The following is a 16,501-nucleotide window of genomic DNA, read 5'->3' as shown; positions in this document are numbered from 1 at the left end:
CGTCATCAGAAAAGCAAGCTTCTCTATGTTACCCCTCGACTTGCATGTGTTAGGCCTGCCGCTAGCGTTCATCCTGAGCCAGGATCAAACTCTTCATCGTTAAATTTTTAAGTGTTTCCACTATTATTTTTAACAACTAAAAGAATATCTCTAAGGTACTCAAAATGGCTTATTCTCTTTGTCGATTAGTATCGTTTCCAATACCAATCTTACGCTGTCAATTCAATATGTTTATGAACTTATCTTTTTCTTTTCTTAACTCGTTTCCTTGTTAAGCGGGTGCAAATATAAAACCCTTTTTTAAATCTCAAAACTTTTTTTGACTTTTTTTTGAAAAAAAATTAAAATCAATACTCAGTGTTTTTTCAAGAACTTTTAGGTTTTTTTATTACCCGTTTTTGCGGGTGCAAATGTAAAACCCTTTTTTCGTTTCTACAACATTTTTTTGAAACTTTTTTTAAAAAAATTTTAAGTCTTTCTTTATCTTTAGTTTCGATTAATATTTAAGAACTTTCACGCTAAAACAGCTTCCTGTTTTTTGCGGGGTGCAAACATACAACCCTTTTTTGTTTCTGCAATACTTTTTTGAAACTTTTTTAAAGTTTTTTTAAAACCTTTTATTACTTGTTTCTCTATTTGTCTATGAACGTTGCGCCAACAGTTGCCCGTTTTTGCGGGTGCAAATATACTCCCCTTTTTCTCTTTTAAACAAACTTTTTATAACCTTTTTTTAATTATTAAACAGAACTCCCTTAGTACCCGTTATTTACACCATAATCTTTTTTAAATTTACCTAGTACAAAATGCTTTTTTGACCTGGGTTTTTGATCCAGATTTAGAATGCTTGGTTAGATTCTTGTGTTTTTCGATTCTTGAGATTTGTGGTGATGACATAATTTAAGCAGCAATAAACCTCTATACTTTATCTATTATTTATAAATAAATACCTTTTATTATATATATGTTGTAACCTTTTTGATAATCCTATACCTTATTGCTTAAATCTGCCTTGGCAATATTACCCGCATTAGGGATTGTAGCGGCATCCTTTTTGAAGGTACGCACAAAAAGATATAGCGCAAAGCCCGACCGCGACAATTTTTTTTGGCGTGGGAATGCCTTGATTAATAGTTTTTAAATGTTAATAATATAACCTGTTTCGACAATTTGATTGTAGACGTCGTTACTAAACATATAAAGTCGTGACGGTTTTTTGGATTGCCCTTTTCGCTTTTCTTCTAAGGGTACTATATAGGACTTGCTCGTTATTTTTTTTCGGAAGTTGCGATTATCGAGCTCTGTATCGAGAAGAACTTCGAACACTGTTTGTAGTTCATTGAGCGTAAATTTTACGGGCATAAAATTAAAGACCAACGGTTCGGTGTTGATTTTACTCTTTATATCGTTGAATGCATCTGTTATTATTTTTTCATGATCGAAACCTAACTGAGGCAAATCTTTTATATTGAACCACTCTACCCCGCTAGAGTTTAATAGCTTTTTGTTGGATGCTAATATAAGGTAATACGCTACGGTTATGGTTCGTGTGGTGGCTCCTCGACTGCGCACCCAAAGTAAATCGGTTTCGGTATTTATTCTAGCTGCGTTACCGTAAGCTCGAAATTGATTTTTATTAAGATGCTTTTCGCCTGTAAGTTCTTCGAAAACACGATTGGCTGTTTCGCCTAGGTTATTACTTTTTAAAACATAGTGCCCCGGCAATACCCAATCGTCTACTACAGGTAAGTTTTCGGCAAACAAGTTTAGGTTTCGTTTTCGTAACAAAACTTTTAATACTTTGTTTTCTATTTTTAACAAAACACAGTCGACCGATAAATTATCGATTTTTCTAAAATCCATCTCAATGAAAAACGTTAAATTTACGCTTTTACAAATTTAAGCATTATATATTTTTTTACTCTATTATTTATAAGTTTTTACCAATACCTTATTTATGAATAAAACGTACCAGCTAAATATGAAAAACTTAAAACTGTTACCCGAAACAGTTTTAACTCCTACCTTTAATAGAGACCTTATTAAAACAAGTATTTTACATATTGGGGTTAGTAGTTTTCATAGATCGCACCAAGCTTACTATACAGATGAATTAATTAATAAGTTTAATGAACTTAATTATGGTATTTGTGGTGTTGATTTATTAGAAACAGATAGAAAAATATATAATATTTTAAAAGATCAAGATGGTCTTTACACATTATACACTAAAGACCCTGAAGGCAATCATAAAGCTAGAATAATAGGTGCTATTGTAGAATACTTTTTTGGCCCCGAGAATCCGCTTGCTGTTATTGAAAAAATGGCAAACCCAGATATTAAAATTATTTCGCTAACTATTGCTGAAGATGGCTACCAATTAAACGAAGTAACAGGCGCTTTTAATATTAATCATCCTTTTATAGAGGAGGATATTAAAACCCCTTTTAAACCTAAAACTGTTTTTGGATACTTAACCCAGGCTTTAAAATTAAGAAAACTACGTAATTTACCGGGTTGTACTATACTTTCTTGCGACAATATTAAGGCCAATGGCGATACTATTAAGGAAGCGCTTTTTAATTATGTTAGCAAAACGGAACCCGAATTACTCGATTGGATAAGTAAAAACACGACTTTTCCTAATAGTATGGTAGACAGAATTACAACAGTTACAGACTTTAAAGATATTGACGCCTTAAAAAACGAGTTTGCTATAGACGACCAATGGCCTGTAATTTGTGAGCCGTTTAGTCAATGGATTATAGAAGATCGTTTTTTACACGAAAAACCCTCATGGGAAAAAGTTGGTGTTATGTTTACTGATTCGATTTCTGGTTTTGAAAGAATGAAACTAAGATTACTTAATGCTGGACATAGTGTTTTGGGAATTTTAGGTACTATTTGCGGATATAAAAATGTTTATGAAGCGGCAACAGACGATAGTTTGATGCTTTTTTTAACACTTTATATGAATGACGAAGTATTACCTACCTTACATGATTTGAATACCGAAAACATAAAGAGCTACCAACACAACTTAGTTAACCGATTTAAAAACCCTTATTTAAATGATAGGCTTTCTCGTATTTGCTCGGAAAGCTCATCGAAAATCCCATTGTTTATACTGCCAACAATTAACGATTTACTTAAACAAAAAAAATCAATTACAAAGGCAGCGTTTATAATTGCGGCTTGGTGTAGATATAACGATGGTTTAAATGATAGCAAAACTTCGTACAATATTAATGATAATATTAGTGGTACTTTAATTAGAAGCGCCGCACTATCCTACCAAAACCCGCTGAAGTTTCTAGAAATAGAATCGGTTTTTGGCGATTTAAGTAAAAATGACACCTTTACAGAAAGCTACACATCATCATTAAACCTCTTGCGCAATAATGATATTAAAACCTGTATTAATATAATATGTAAAGCATAATAAATACAAAAAAAAGGCTTCACTAAATGCGAAGCCCTAAACAACAACTATATAAACAAACTTTCTGCTAACTATTTCCCATAATAGCAGTAATTTCTTCGGGTTTTAATTCTGGATTTGCACCTTCTTTACTAGCAACTAAAGCACCAACAGCACAAGCAAAATCTATAGCTTCTTGAGGTGATGCGTTTTTAAATAATTTATTAATTAAAGATGCAAGAAACGAATCGCCAGCACCAACGGTATCTTTCACTACAATTTGATAACCGCTATTATAGTAAAACACATTATTATAAAACAGTATAGCTCCGTGCCTTCCTTTAGTTACACAAATAGTTTTTGTATTAGTTTTATCTGCAATAAAACGAACTATTTGCTCTAAAGACTGTGCATTTGAATTTAGCTTTTTAGCGATTTCAAAAATTTCGTCGTCGTTAAACTTTATAAAATCTGCCTGATTCATTAAATACTCTAAAATTTCGCTGGTATAATAAGGTTCTCTTAAATTAACATCGAAAATTTTAGTTTTGGCAACTTTAATTAAATCGTAAAGCGTATTACGAGACACCTCGTCGCGGGTTACCAAACTACCAAACACAAAAACATCGGACGACTCTACTATAGTTTTTAATGTGTTGGTGAATTTTATTTTATCCCAAGCGCGCGGATATTCAATATCGTAAGATGCCGAACCTTTTTCGTTAAGCATTACAGTAACATTTCCAGTTTTATAAGCTGTATCTACTTGTACACCTTCAACATTAATTTTTCTCTGCTTTAAAAACTCGATTAACTTCTCTCCTTTTTCATCTTCACCAATTTTACTAATCATAGACACATCGTTATCGAACGATTTTAATCTAGCGGCAACATTTAAAGGTGCGCCACCAATTTTTTCATGATTAGGAAAAACATCCCATAAAATTTCACCGAAACAAGCTATTTTTGTCATAATTATCCTATTAAACTCTTATTTAACTCAAAAATACCTTTTTTAACTCCAAATTCGGTTATGTTTTTGTAAGCATTTTCAAAACTATCTACAAATGTTTCAGACGATTTTAAATCTCCAAAAATAGATTCTAACTCCAAAAACAACTTAGGATTCACTTTAGCTTCATTCGCTTTTTGGTTTAAAACCGTTTCCATAGCGTCCTTTATAATTATATCTTCTTCGTTTTCGTTTTTACCTAAACTGTAAACTGCCCAAGCAGCTAAAACAAATGCAGCTAAATCTACAGACCTGTTATTTTTTAAATTAGAAATTACAGTTGGTAAAATAAATTTTGGAATTTTTGCAGAACTTTCGGAACATATACGCTCTACTTGATCTTTAATATGAGTATTTCCAAAACGCTCTAAAAGCGTTTGTTTATACTCATCTAAATTAACCCCTTTTAAGTTTCCTAATGTTGGCGTTACTTCCTGATTCATATATGTTTTTAAGAACAGACTCAACTGTTCGTCATGTACGGTTTCATCAATAGTATTATAACCTATTAAAGCTCCCAAAATTCCCAATACGGAATGCCCCGCGTTTAATAAAGTGAGTTTCATTTTTTCGTATGGAACCACATCATCAACAAATTGAGCTCCTACTTTTTCCCATGCAGGTCGTCCTGCTACAAAATCATCTTCAATTACCCATTGTTTAAAAGGTTCGCAAACCACAGGCCATTCATCGATAATTCTGGTTGTATTTTTTAAAATTGAAATATCTGCCGGCACCGTAGCTGGTGTAATTCTATCGACCATACTATTCGGAAAAGACACATTTTTTTCAACCCAAGATACAAGTTCTGGTTCTGCATGCTCTATAAAGCTTAACAACATTTTTTTAGTGACATGACCGTTACCTTGTATATTATCGCAGGACTGTATGGTTAAACCTTCTTGATTATTTTCTTTTCGAAGTTTTAGCGCTTGCGTTAAATATCCAAAAACAGTTTTAGGTGTTTTTGGATTACCTAAATCATGTTGAATTAAAGGGTTTTCGATAACAAACTCTCCAGTGGCCTCATTAAAATTATAACCGCCTTCGGTTATTGTTAGTGTAATTATTTTTGTTTCTGGGTTTGCCATTTTTTTTACTACGGCCCAGGGATTTTCGGGCGCAAACATCACGTCTACTATAGAACCTATAACACGATTTGAAAGCGAACCATCTAACTCTTTAACAATTAAAGTATATAAACCGTCTTGTGATTTTAAAGTTTGATATATTTTTGTGTCATATTCTAATAATGCGACACCACAAATTCCCCAATTTCGAGCTTCATTACTACGTAATAACTCATCAATATAAAAGGCTTCGTGCGCTCTGTGAAACCCACCAATACCAACATGAACAATACCCGTTTTAATGTTAGAACGGTTGTAGTTAGGAACCGAAACACTTTTAGAAATTTCGGTTAAATTATTTGAATTTAAATTAGTCATTGTTTTATTTGTTTTCGAAACGCTGTAAAAGCACAGCAAAAATTATAATACCACCTTTTACAACTTGTTGTGGGTATGATGGCACATTTAATAAGTTTAAAATATTTCCGATAAGGCCAAGAATTAAAACCCCCATTAACGTATTAATAGCAGTTCCTTTTCCACCATTTAAACTTGCTCCACCTATTACTACAGCAGCAATAGCATCAAGCTCCCAAGCCATCCCCATATTTGGTGACCCTAAATTTGTTCTAGACGCAACAATAATTGCAGCAACGGCAGCCAAAGCTCCAGAAATAGCATATACTAAAAATTTATATTTTTTTACATTAATTCCAGATAAACGTGAAGCTTCCTCGTTACTTCCCATGGCTATAATTAATCTTCCAAATACATTATAACGCAATAAAACCATAGCGCAGATTACAATTAAAAAGAATACAATTGCAATATTTGGAATACCTAAAGTAGAATTGTTTGCAAAGTTAGACATAAACAAACCGCCTTTCGTTGAAAAAGTAATAGGAGAACCTTTAGAATAAATAAATGCCATACCACGAGCCACCGTCATTAAAGCTAAGGTTGCAATAAATGGTGCCATTTTTTGAAAAGCCACTAAATAGCCTGATAAACTTCCAATAGCAAAACCGAGCACAACTGTTAGCAAAATTGCTAACGGTAATGCAAATAAGTTAATGAATATGGCAAAAATTACAGCCAATAACGCCACCATAGAACCAACTGACAAATCGATACCTCCTGTTAAAATAACTAAAAGCATACCTATACTTATTACTCCAATACCAGACACTTGTTTTAATAAGTTTGATAAGTTTACTGATGTAAAAAACACATCGGAAATAACTGCTGAAAAAATTACCAACAGTACGAAAATGAAAATAGTATTATATTTAACTAATAACTTTAGTAATCCCCTTGGGCTACTAAGTTGCTCTTTTAATGTTAAAGTCATTTTTGAAATATTTTATTTAGTTTAATTGGATATTTTGCTTTAGTGGTTTACCTATTGAATAGCGTAGAATATTTTCTTCAGAAAATTGATGTTTAGCCAACTCACCGTAAATAGTACCTTCATGCATAACTAAAATACGATCTGCTATCCCCATAATTTCTGGCATATCGGAAGATATAACGACTACACCAACACCTTTTTTAACCACTTCGTTAATTAGGTTATAAATTTCAACTTTAGCACCAACATCTACACCTCGCGTTGGCTCATCGATAAAAATTACTTTACTATCGATACTTAACCATTTAGCTAACGCTACTTTTTGCTGATTGCCACCGCTTAAGTTTTTTACATCCACTTCGGAATTAGGTGTTTTAATATTTAACTTCCCTATGAGTCCTAATACATTTGAAAATTCCTTTTTAATATCTAAAAAGCCGAAACGATTAGAGATAGCATTAAAACTAGTAACGCTTATGTTTTTTCGTATTGAAAGTGGCAAAAACACGCCTTCCTCTTTTCTGTCTTCTGATACAAAACCAATTTCTAAACCAACCGCATCGACAGGCGAGTTAGTTTTAACCTCTTTACCGTTTAAAATAATGGTTCCAGATTTTTTCTTTTCTGCACCAAAAATAAGTTTAGCCATTTCTGTACGTCCGCTTCCTCCTAATCCTGCGATTCCTAAAACTTCTCCTGGTTTAACCGAAAAACTTACATCGTTAACAATATTGTCTTTCCCATATAAATTTTTAACTTCAAGAATTACGTCTTCAGAAATTTCGATATCTCTCTTCGGGAACATGTCTTTTAACTCACGACCAATCATTAACCGAATTACATCGTCTGGATTTGTATCTGAAACCGCTAAAGTTCCTGTATCTACTCCATCTCGAAGTACCGTAACGGTATCGGCAATTTTAAAAATTTCTTCTAAATGATGAGAAATGTATATGATTGAAACACCTTCATTTTTTAACCTATTTAAATTGTCGAACAATTTTTGTGCATCATTCGGATCGAAAACCGTTGTAGGCTCATCTAAAACCAAAACTTTCGTGTCTTCCGATAAGGCCTTAGCGATTTCAACCACTTGTTTTTGCACAATACTTAAATCTCTAACTATGGCCGAAGCATCAATTTTAAAACCTAAAGAATCGATTAACTTTTGAGCATTTTCTGTGATCTCTTTCCAATTCATCCAAAATTTACTCGCGCCTAATTTGTGCAAATAAATATTTTCGGCAACCGATAAATCGTTAACTAAAGACAATTCTTGGTAAACAACACTAATCCCTAAAACCTGTCCGTCGTGTGTGTTTTTAGGATGTATTTCTGTACCGTTTAGCAATACTTTCCCAGAATCTTTTTGATGTACACCACTTAAAATTTTCATTAAAGTAGATTTTCCTGCACCATTTTCTCCTAGTAAAGCATGAATTTCGCCATGTGCTATTTTAATATTTACATTTTTAAGTACAGAAACGGGTCCAAAACTTTTTGAAATACCCGTCATTTCTAAACGGTACTCGCTTTTATCATTTTTCATAATTAAAAAGTTTTGGGTTAAAAAATAGCTTTCGGGTTATAATACTTAGCAGCATTCTGCTTTGTAATTAATAACGGTGGTGTAAACGAAGTTTTTGGAAAATCTCGTTTACCATTCATATATTGAATAGCGTACTCTACAGCGTTTTTACCAATTTGCACAGGACTGTTCATGGCTGTACAACCATAAAAATCGGTCTCCATTATATACTTAATTGCTTCTTTTTGTCCGTCGGCAGCAGCCACAATTAAAATATCGTCGGTTTTTCCAGCTTGCGCAATGGCTTTAATAGCACCTAAAACACAAACATCAGATTCTGTAATAACCACATTAATATCTGGGTGCGCAACCAAGACATCCTCCATGGCTTTTAAACCTCCTGCGTAAGACCAATCGGTATACATTTGGGTTTTTACATCTAAATCTATTTTACCAATGCTACGTAATTGTTCTTCGGTTATACCTTCTAAAAGACCTTGCTTTCGTGTTCGACCAACTGGATTACCAGCATTACCACTGAGTAAGGCAATGTTCATTTTTTGTCTTCCAAACTTTTTAGCAAGCCATTCTCCAGCAAGCGCACCGTTAGCATGGTTATTCGACTGTATGGTAGTTACATAATCGGCTTCAGGATTAATAGAACTATCGAGAATAAAAACAGGAATACCTGCTTTTTTTGCTAATTTAGTTACCCCAACCAATGCCTCAGGATCTTTTGGGTTAAGCAATAAAGCATCTACCCCTTTGGTAATTAAATCTTCGACCGCCGCAACTTGTTTGTTAATATCGTCTTGCCCGTCTGCCGATAAAAAAATCATTCCATTTTTTTCCGCATTAGCTTTTACACTTTGAAATAATGCCTGATAGTACGGCGCATTTAACGACGGTGTACAATAGCCTATTTTTTTTCCGGTTAAATCAATTTTACTAGCAATAATCTCGCCTTGCGCACCATCGCTCTGGTTTTTTGATTCGCTTCCTTCTAGTGGTTCTGCACAATTTACCGCAGTTACAACAAGAAGCAATGTTAAAAACACACTCCAAATTTGTTTCATTGTTTTCATTTATATTTCTTATTTAGTTGTATGATTTATGTTAATTGAAAATCGTGATTTAAGAAAAACCCTTCTTCATCGCATTCGTAGCCCATTATTTTACCCAAAACCTTTACATAACCAGTAATAGTTTTTTCTTGACCTGCTAACGTCCCCCAAATGCCTACATTATCCACAATAGTAACTTTTGTTCCTATTGGTAAAAGATCAGAATTAATAAATGACTGATTGTCCCTTCTGGTATAACCTACCACATCTATAATATTATTTATCTCCATTTTATTCCCAGTTCTTTCCACAATTCTGTCATTCTTTTTCTCCATTAAAACATCCCCTTATAATTTGGTTTTAACTATAAACACATCAATTAACTGTATTAAAATAAAGTTATATCTAGTTGTAAAACCGTTTTTTCTTGTTCCGGATTCCACATTGCAGTAACTTCAACAGGCATTTTATAAGCACCTATATTAATGTTTTTTGACAATGCAGCACCAACATTAATTACATTACCTGCTCCTTGTGTATAAAATGTTTTATCGGTAAAAAACGACCAAGCACCTCCAGCAAATAAAGATAAATTATAATCGTTTTTTTGCCATACTTTGCTTTTAATTTCGAAGTAATGCGTCCAAGAGTCTTTTAAAGACCCATCGGTTTGTACTTCGTAATCGCCAGATCGTCCAGCCAAAATAGTCGCTAAATAAAGTAAGGTGTTATCGGTAATATTATAGCCAAAGTTTAAATCGACAAAATTATAGCCTTGTGTTTTGTCGTAACTCCAATAATGCAAAACATCACCACGTTCTTCAACACCTGTATAGTTGTTATGAGTAACAGCTTCAACAAAGAATTTATTAGAAAACCTATAAACCGCGTAAATAGAAAACTCTTTGTAATTAGCACTCACGTATTCGTTGGAATCGGGATTATAAACATCTACAGTAGTAAAACTTGCCCCACCCCAAAAACCAAAGGTAAACTTCTTATTTCTGGTATTGTACTCTAAATTAGTAGCAAATAATGCCCCCGGATGCACAACAAACCCGTGCCATATATGCATGTTTTTTAAATGACCGCCAGCGGTAAAAGCTTTGTAATTATCATTTAAATCTGGATTATCAACTTCTTGAGCAACTACATTGCTATTGCACAAAAAAACAAAGGCAATTAACCCAAAAAGTAAAACAACGCTTCGTGTCTTTAAATAAAGACCTTGAAGCAATTTAACATTAAGAACATCACCAGATTGTTTTTTTAAATTTAATTCTTTTTTCATTATTTCATCTTATTTAGTAGTGGTATTTTATTAAACGTATTTTTAACGTTTAATAATTACAAATATATAATAGATTTGAATACGATTTTAAAAAAAGAACTTAAAAAACTACAAATCAAGCCATTTTTGAAAAAAAATTAAAAAAAATTAGATTTTAACAAAAAATAATTAACAAAATCTTTTAAACGTTGTTTTTACGTTTAATAATTTAACATAAGAATTTTTAAAAGAAATAATAAATCACATAAAAAATCCGTAAATAATTTAAAATTATAGCCACATTTAATATTGTAAGTCTATTGTTATACTATTATCTTTGCATAGAATTTCAATTTAATTTATGATACATATTACGTTACCCGATGGCACGGTAAAAACATTTGAACAAGGTGTAACACCTATGGATGTTGCTAAAAGTATAAGCGAAGGTTTTGCGAGAAACGTTATTTCTGCAAAATACAATGGTACAACTATTGAAACTGTAACCCCATTAACAACAGATGGTAATTTAGTATTATATACCTGGAGAGACGAGGAAGGAAAAAAAGCATTTTGGCATAGTTCGGCTCACGTTTTAGCCCAAGCTATTGAAGAATTGTATCCTAATGCGAAACTCACCATAGGACCAGCTATTGAAAACGGTTTTTATTATGATGTAGATTTTGGAGAAATATCTATTTCTGATAAAGATTTTAAAGCTATTGAAAACAAAATGCTAGAAATAGCTCGAGGAAAACACGACTTTAGCATGCGCTCTGCTACCAAAGCCGAAGCGCTTGAGCTTTATAAAAATAACGAGTTTAAAACCGAGCTTATTCAAAATCTCGAAGACGGCACAATTACATTTTGCGACCATTCTACATTTACCGATTTATGTCGAGGTGGACACATACCAAACACTGGTATGATAAAAGCTGTAAAAATACTAAGTGTTGCTGGGGCGTATTGGCGTGGTGATGAAAATAAACCGCAGCTAACACGTGTTTATGGAATTTCCTTTCCTAAACAAAAAGAATTAACCGAATACCTAAATTTACTCGAAGAAGCAAAAAAACGAGACCACAGGAAACTAGGTAAAGAACTAGAGTTATTTACATTCTCACAAAAAGTGGGTCAAGGCTTACCTTTATGGCTTCCTAAAGGTGCCGCTTTACGTGAACGCTTAGAAAATTTCTTAAAAGCAGCACAAAAAAAAGCAGGCTACGAAATGGTGGTAACACCGCATATTGGTCAAAAAGAGCTTTATGTTACTTCTGGGCATTACGCTAAATATGGAGAAGACAGCTTTCAGCCTATTACAACTCCTAAAGAAGACGAAGAGTTTTTATTAAAACCCATGAACTGCCCGCACCACTGTGAAGTTTACAATAATTTCCAATGGAGTTATAAAGATTTACCTGTGCGTTATGCTGAGTTTGGTACCGTATATCGTTACGAACAAAGTGGCGAATTACACGGTTTAACTCGTGTTCGTGGTTTCACTCAAGATGATGCTCATATTTTCTGTACACCTGATCAGTTAGATTCGGAATTTAAAAACGTAATAGATTTAGTACTTTATGTATTTGGATCTTTAGGTTTCGAAAACTTTACCGCACAAGTATCTGTAAGGGATCCTGAAAATCCCGACAAATATATTGGTGATGTTGCCAATTGGGAAAAAGCAGAACAAGCTATTATTAATGCTGCTTCAGACAAAGGTTTAGATTATGTTATTGAAGAAGGTGAAGCTGCATTTTACGGTCCTAAACTTGATTTTATGGTAAAAGATGCCTTAGGAAGACGTTGGCAACTTGGTACCATTCAAGTAGATTACAACTTGCCTGAGCGCTTTGAATTAAGCTATAAAGGTAGTGACAATGAATCTCACAGACCAATAATGATTCATCGCGCGCCTTTTGGTAGTTTAGAGCGTTTTGTAGCATTACTTTTAGAACATACAGGAGGAAATTTCCCGTTATGGTTAATGCCAACACAAGCAATTATACTATCTATAAGCGAGAAATATGAAAAATACTCCGAAAAAGTTTTAAATTTGCTAGAAAATCACGAAATTCGCGCCCTCGTAGACCATAGAAATGAGACTATTGGAAAAAAAATACGAGAGTCTGAATTACAAAAACATCCGTATATGCTTATAATTGGAGAACAAGAAGAGCAAGAAGGCAAAATTACGGTTCGTAAACATGGAGGTGAAGATTTAGGCATGATTACGATAGAAGAATTTGTAAATATTATAAAAACCGACATACAAAAAACGTTAAAATCGTTTTAAGAAATATATTATATAAAGTTTAATTTAAAATTATTACGCCATAGCAATTAGAAGAAGACAGCAACCAAGACGCGTTGTACAAGAAGACAAACATAAAATTAATTCTAAAATTACTGCACAAAAACTACGTCTTGTTGGAGACAATGTAGAAATGGGCATTTACACAAAAGGTAATGCTTTAAGAATTGCAGATGAGTTAGGCTTAGATCTTGTTGAGATTTCGCCAAATGCGGAACCTCCTGTTTGTAAAGTTATGGACTATAAAAAGTTTCTTTACGAACAAAAGAAACGCGATAAAGCTTTAAAAGCCAAAGCAAGTAAAGTTACGATTAAAGAAATTCGTTTTGGTCCTCAAACCGATGATCATGATTACGAATTTAAAAAGAAACACGCCGAAAAATTCTTAAAAGAAGGTGCTAAATTAAAAGCCTTTGTATTTTTTAAAGGACGTTCAATTATCTTTAAAGAACAAGGACAAATTTTATTGCTTCGTTTAGCGCAAGATCTAGAAGAATATGGTAAGGTAGAACAAATGCCTAAATTGGAAGGTAAACGTATGACTATGTTTATCGCTCCACATAAAAGTTAAATACCACCTGATTTTTTTCAGGAATAAACAATACAATGCTGAATTGGTATTACCGGTTCAGCATTAAAAATAATTAAGCGATAATTAAAACTAGGAAGAAAAATGCCTAAAATGAAAACAAAATCTAGTGCCAAAAAACGCTTTAAGCTAACTGGTACTGGTAAAATTAAAAGAAAGCACGCTTTTAAAAGTCACATCTTAACAAAGAAGTCTAAAAAGCGTAAGCTAGCGTTAACTCATGATACATTAGTACATAAGGCTGACGAAGATAACATTAAAACAATGATGCGTTTAAAGTAACATTCGTTTTAATCGGTTAAAACAATTTATAAACCCTGGAGTGTGGCAACAACGTACAAAAATTAAAAGTACCGCGTTAAAAGTGCCTAAATTAGGTCGCCCTCTACAAAAACATTTAAAATTATGCCAAGATCAGTAAATTCTGTAGCAAAAAGAGCCCGTAGAAAAAAGGTTCTTAAACAAGCAAAAGGTTACTTTGGACGTCGTAAAAACGTTTGGACAGTAGCAAAAAATGCGGTTGATAAAGCGATGCAATACTCGTACAGAGACCGTAGAAACAAAAAAAGAACATTTCGTGCTTTATGGATTACCCGTATTAATGCAGGTGCCCGTTTACACGGTTTATCTTATTCTCAATTTATGGGGAAATTAAAAGCTAACGATATCGAATTAAACCGTAAGGTTTTAGCCGATTTAGCGATGAATAACCCTGAAGCTTTTAAAGCTGTAGTAGAAAAAGTAAAATAAGGCTTTAGCCTATTGTAAAACATATTCGCTTAATTAAAAATCCAACTTTTACGAGTTGGATTTTTTTTATTTAATATTTTTTAAACATTACTTCTTAAAGATAACTGTATTTTTACATACTAATAATTTTATATGGATTTATCGAAAATTAAATTAGTAGTAAGCGACATGGATGGCACGCTACTCAACTCTAACCACGAAGTAAGCAACTTATTTTTTAAACAGTTTGAAGACTTAAAAAAACACAACATTATGTTTGTTGCTGCTAGTGGACGTCCATATTACAGCATAATTGATAAATTAAGTGCAATTAAAGACGACATTATTGTTGTTGCAGAAAATGGTGGCCTGGTAATTAATAACAACGAACAACTCCTTTCTACCCATATAAATCGCAATAATTTATATGCTTTAGAGAAAATAATTGATGCAAATAGCCATATTCACCCAGTGTTTTGCACCAAAAGTAAAGGTTATTTTAAAAGTAATTCCTTCGGATATATTTCTGTTTTATCTGAATACTACCCTACTTTTAAAGTTATTGATAGCGTAGATGAAATAGAAGAAGATATAATGAAAGTGGCGCTTTACCATTCTGAAGATTCCGAAAAATTTATATATCCTTTAGTTAAATCATTTGAAAACGATTTTTTAATTAAAATTTCTGGAAAAAACTGGCTAGATATTTCTGACACTTTAGCGAACAAAGGTCATGCCTTAAAATTACTACAAGACACTTTTAATATTACAGAAAAAGAAACTATGGTTTTTGGCGACTATAATAACGATTTGGAAATGCTACAACTTGCTGAATATAGTTTTGCTATGGAAAATGCACATGAAAATGTAAAACAAACCGCAAATTATAGCACCAAAAGTAATAACGATTTTGGCGTAGAATATATTATCGATAAACTACTTAAAGCTAAAATTTAATTGCCGTATGCTGTAATAACAACTTTTCTAGAACCGCCATAATCTCTATGCTCACATAAATAAACACCTTGCCAAATACCTAGGTTTAATTTACCATTTGTAATTGGTATTTGTACCGAAGCACCTAGCAAAGATGCTTTAATGTGTGCTGGCATATCGTCTGGACCTTCGTAAGTGTGTATATAATAAGGTGCTTTTTCCGGAACCATTTTATTAAAATGACTTTCAAAATCTAATCTTACGGTATAATCGGCATTTTCATTAATTGTTAAACTCGCAGAAGTATGTTTTATAAAAACTTGTAACTGCCCAATACTAATATTGGCTATTTCGGGTAATGCCTCTAAAATTTCAGCAGTAATTAAATGAAAACCGCGTTTAAAACTTGGTAGTTTTATTTCTTTTTGATAAAAGGTCATGCCAATTATTTTTAAAACTTTTTAATATAACTACGAACTTAATAATTTTTAAGAATGTAACGCAACCATTTACGCCAATCATCATCTAAATAATAAATAAAAAGCAAAAAAAATATGAAACTGAATTTAATAGCATTTATTTGTTTTATCACATTATTTACCAATTGCAATGATGAATCTGTCACCTATAATGAAACCATAAACTACAGAGAAGAGTGGCATTTAGTTGAAACAAATGGTGGTGTTTCTGGAATAACATATGAATTTGAATTAAACACCATTATTTGGGAGTTTGATGGCACGAATAATACACTAACCATTAACAACCAAAATGAAGACGACACAAAAGAAGATTGCCTAGATACTGGAACTTATACCTATCTTGAAGAACAAATTGGAGACAATTTGTATTTAACTATTAACGATACCGAATATGGTTTGGTAACGTTTACTTCGGTGGGCGATTTTACGCTGGATGGTACACAACTATCTACAGGAACTGTAAGCGATGGATTTACTTATAATTTTAAGCGCATTTTAATTCAAGTTGATTAATGCAAAGCATTACTTTATTTTTTTAATGTCTTTAAGCTTCTTTTTTACAAAAATAGCGGTATTCTTTATAAATCATAAATTGAAAAAATATGTAAAATACCGAATTTAGCACCCAAATATCTAAATAAGGTTTTTCAATAAAAACCAGTTCTGTATTCCCTGATAGAAATATAAAAATGCTACACATTAAATACATGATTAATCCAATTGAAAAATTAAAATAAT

At 32.7% G+C, this 16,501-nt stretch carries 16 protein-coding genes and 1 rRNA gene; 7 read left to right on the top strand and 10 right to left on the bottom strand.

Annotation, left to right across the window (positions count from 1 at the left end; translation table 11 throughout):
• Both LG651_RS13450 and LG651_RS13445 read right to left on the bottom strand, forming a co-directional pair.
• Nucleotides 1-100, bottom strand: a 16S ribosomal RNA gene (locus LG651_RS13450); the annotation flags it as partial.
• A 1,034-nt stretch (nt 101-1,134) separates the two neighbouring features.
• Nucleotides 1,135-1,860 (bottom strand): NUDIX hydrolase, encoded by a 726-nt coding sequence (locus LG651_RS13445; protein ID WP_226696634.1) that lies wholly within the window; start codon nt 1,858-1,860, stop codon nt 1,135-1,137.
• Nucleotides 1,861-1,978: 118 nt separating this feature from the next.
• On the opposite strand from LG651_RS13445, the gene LG651_RS13440 reads away from it, so the two are divergent.
• A complete protein-coding gene (locus tag LG651_RS13440; protein ID WP_226696633.1) occupies nt 1,979-3,439 on the top strand; it encodes a mannitol dehydrogenase family protein in 1,461 nt (486 codons plus the stop codon).
• 67 nt (nt 3,440-3,506) lie between these two features.
• Here LG651_RS13440 and LG651_RS13435 read toward each other — a convergent pair whose 3' ends face one another.
• From LG651_RS13435 to LG651_RS13405, 7 genes are all read right to left on the bottom strand, one after another.
• Entirely contained in the window at nt 3,507-4,391 is an 885-nt protein-coding gene (locus LG651_RS13435; RefSeq protein ID WP_226696632.1) for a carbohydrate kinase family protein, read from the bottom strand.
• A gap of 2 nt (nt 4,392-4,393) precedes the next feature.
• Entirely contained in the window at nt 4,394-5,878 is a 1,485-nt protein-coding gene (locus tag LG651_RS13430; protein WP_226696631.1) for a mannitol dehydrogenase family protein, read from the bottom strand.
• A gap of 4 nt (nt 5,879-5,882) precedes the next feature.
• Complete coding sequence (locus tag LG651_RS13425) at nt 5,883-6,851, bottom strand: ABC transporter permease (protein ID WP_226696630.1); 969 nt, start codon at nt 6,849-6,851, stop codon at nt 5,883-5,885.
• A gap of 16 nt (nt 6,852-6,867) precedes the next feature.
• Entirely contained in the window at nt 6,868-8,400 is a 1,533-nt protein-coding gene (locus LG651_RS13420) for a sugar ABC transporter ATP-binding protein (RefSeq protein ID WP_226696629.1), read from the bottom strand.
• A gap of 17 nt (nt 8,401-8,417) precedes the next feature.
• The gene (locus LG651_RS13415) at nt 8,418-9,455 is read right to left on the bottom strand and encodes a substrate-binding domain-containing protein (RefSeq protein ID WP_226696628.1); all 1,038 of its coding nucleotides are present in this window, start codon (nt 9,453-9,455) and stop codon (nt 8,418-8,420) included.
• 35 nt (nt 9,456-9,490) lie between these two features.
• A complete protein-coding gene (locus LG651_RS13410) occupies nt 9,491-9,733 on the bottom strand; it encodes a hypothetical protein (RefSeq protein ID WP_226696627.1) in 243 nt (80 codons plus the stop codon).
• Nucleotides 9,734-9,831: 98 nt separating this feature from the next.
• The gene (locus LG651_RS13405; protein WP_226696626.1) at nt 9,832-10,734 is read right to left on the bottom strand and encodes a hypothetical protein; all 903 of its coding nucleotides are present in this window, start codon (nt 10,732-10,734) and stop codon (nt 9,832-9,834) included.
• A 340-nt stretch (nt 10,735-11,074) separates the two neighbouring features.
• Here LG651_RS13405 and thrS point away from each other — a divergent pair, with 340 nt between their 5' ends.
• The 5 genes from thrS (at nt 11,075) to LG651_RS13380 (ending at nt 15,302) form a co-directional block, all read left to right on the top strand.
• Nucleotides 11,075-13,009: a threonine--tRNA ligase gene (gene thrS, locus LG651_RS13400; RefSeq protein ID WP_226696625.1), complete on the top strand. Its 1,935-nt coding sequence runs from the start codon at nt 11,075-11,077 to the stop codon at nt 13,007-13,009.
• A gap of 46 nt (nt 13,010-13,055) precedes the next feature.
• On the top strand, nt 13,056-13,598 hold the full coding sequence (gene infC, locus LG651_RS13395) for a translation initiation factor IF-3 (protein ID WP_082048545.1): 543 nt from the start codon (nt 13,056-13,058) through the stop codon (nt 13,596-13,598).
• Nucleotides 13,599-13,700: 102 nt separating this feature from the next.
• Nucleotides 13,701-13,898 carry a 50S ribosomal protein L35 gene (gene rpmI, locus LG651_RS13390; RefSeq protein WP_226696624.1) on the top strand — a complete coding sequence of 66 codons (198 nt, stop codon included), beginning with the start codon at nt 13,701-13,703 and terminating at the stop codon, nt 13,896-13,898.
• 123 nt (nt 13,899-14,021) lie between these two features.
• On the top strand, nt 14,022-14,366 hold the full coding sequence (rplT, locus tag LG651_RS13385) for a 50S ribosomal protein L20 (RefSeq protein ID WP_044626052.1): 345 nt from the start codon (nt 14,022-14,024) through the stop codon (nt 14,364-14,366).
• A gap of 132 nt (nt 14,367-14,498) precedes the next feature.
• On the top strand, nt 14,499-15,302 hold the full coding sequence (locus LG651_RS13380; protein ID WP_226696623.1) for an HAD family hydrolase: 804 nt from the start codon (nt 14,499-14,501) through the stop codon (nt 15,300-15,302).
• On the opposite strand, the gene LG651_RS13375 is transcribed toward LG651_RS13380, so the two are convergent.
• A complete protein-coding gene (locus tag LG651_RS13375; protein WP_226696622.1) occupies nt 15,299-15,721 on the bottom strand; it encodes a secondary thiamine-phosphate synthase enzyme YjbQ in 423 nt (140 codons plus the stop codon). The two genes, LG651_RS13380 and LG651_RS13375, sit on opposite strands and share 4 nt — an antisense overlap.
• Before the next feature lie 114 nt (nt 15,722-15,835).
• Between LG651_RS13375 and LG651_RS13370 the strand changes: the two genes are divergently transcribed.
• Nucleotides 15,836-16,276 carry a hypothetical protein gene (locus LG651_RS13370; protein ID WP_226696621.1) on the top strand — a complete coding sequence of 147 codons (441 nt, stop codon included), beginning with the start codon at nt 15,836-15,838 and terminating at the stop codon, nt 16,274-16,276.
• The last annotated feature ends 225 nt before the right edge of the window (nt 16,277-16,501 follow it).

Origin of the sequence: Neotamlana sargassicola (assembly GCF_020523965.1) — a bacterium.
Classification (GTDB): Bacteria; Bacteroidota; Bacteroidia; order Flavobacteriales; family Flavobacteriaceae; genus Neotamlana; species Neotamlana sargassicola.
The sequence above is the reverse complement of the archived record's forward strand: the minus strand, read 5'-3'. Positions and strand labels throughout refer to the sequence as shown.

What these genes read in the sequence shown, in the direction of transcription:
- LG651_RS13445 (WP_226696634.1), bottom strand. Translation starts at nt 1,860, where the DNA reads ATGGATTTTAGAAAAATCGATAATTTATCGGTCGACTGTGTTTTGTTA.
- LG651_RS13440 (WP_226696633.1), top strand. Translation starts at nt 1,979, where the DNA reads ATGAAAAACTTAAAACTGTTACCCGAAACAGTTTTAACTCCTACCTTT.
- LG651_RS13435 (WP_226696632.1), bottom strand. Translation starts at nt 4,391, where the DNA reads ATGACAAAAATAGCTTGTTTCGGTGAAATTTTATGGGATGTTTTTCCT.
- LG651_RS13430 (WP_226696631.1), bottom strand. Translation starts at nt 5,878, where the DNA reads ATGACTAATTTAAATTCAAATAATTTAACCGAAATTTCTAAAAGTGTT.
- LG651_RS13425 (WP_226696630.1), bottom strand. Translation starts at nt 6,851, where the DNA reads ATGACTTTAACATTAAAAGAGCAACTTAGTAGCCCAAGGGGATTACTA.
- LG651_RS13420 (WP_226696629.1), bottom strand. Translation starts at nt 8,400, where the DNA reads ATGAAAAATGATAAAAGCGAGTACCGTTTAGAAATGACGGGTATTTCA.
- LG651_RS13415 (WP_226696628.1), bottom strand. Translation starts at nt 9,455, where the DNA reads ATGAAACAAATTTGGAGTGTGTTTTTAACATTGCTTCTTGTTGTAACT.
- LG651_RS13410 (WP_226696627.1), bottom strand. Translation starts at nt 9,733, where the DNA reads ATGGAGATAAATAATATTATAGATGTGGTAGGTTATACCAGAAGGGAC.
- LG651_RS13405 (WP_226696626.1), bottom strand. Translation starts at nt 10,734, where the DNA reads ATGAAAAAAGAATTAAATTTAAAAAAACAATCTGGTGATGTTCTTAAT.
- thrS (WP_226696625.1), top strand. Translation starts at nt 11,075, where the DNA reads ATGATACATATTACGTTACCCGATGGCACGGTAAAAACATTTGAACAA.
- rpmI (WP_226696624.1), top strand. Translation starts at nt 13,701, where the DNA reads ATGCCTAAAATGAAAACAAAATCTAGTGCCAAAAAACGCTTTAAGCTA.
- rplT (WP_044626052.1), top strand. Translation starts at nt 14,022, where the DNA reads ATGCCAAGATCAGTAAATTCTGTAGCAAAAAGAGCCCGTAGAAAAAAG.
- LG651_RS13380 (WP_226696623.1), top strand. Translation starts at nt 14,499, where the DNA reads ATGGATTTATCGAAAATTAAATTAGTAGTAAGCGACATGGATGGCACG.
- LG651_RS13375 (WP_226696622.1), bottom strand. Translation starts at nt 15,721, where the DNA reads ATGACCTTTTATCAAAAAGAAATAAAACTACCAAGTTTTAAACGCGGT.
- LG651_RS13370 (WP_226696621.1), top strand. Translation starts at nt 15,836, where the DNA reads ATGAAACTGAATTTAATAGCATTTATTTGTTTTATCACATTATTTACC.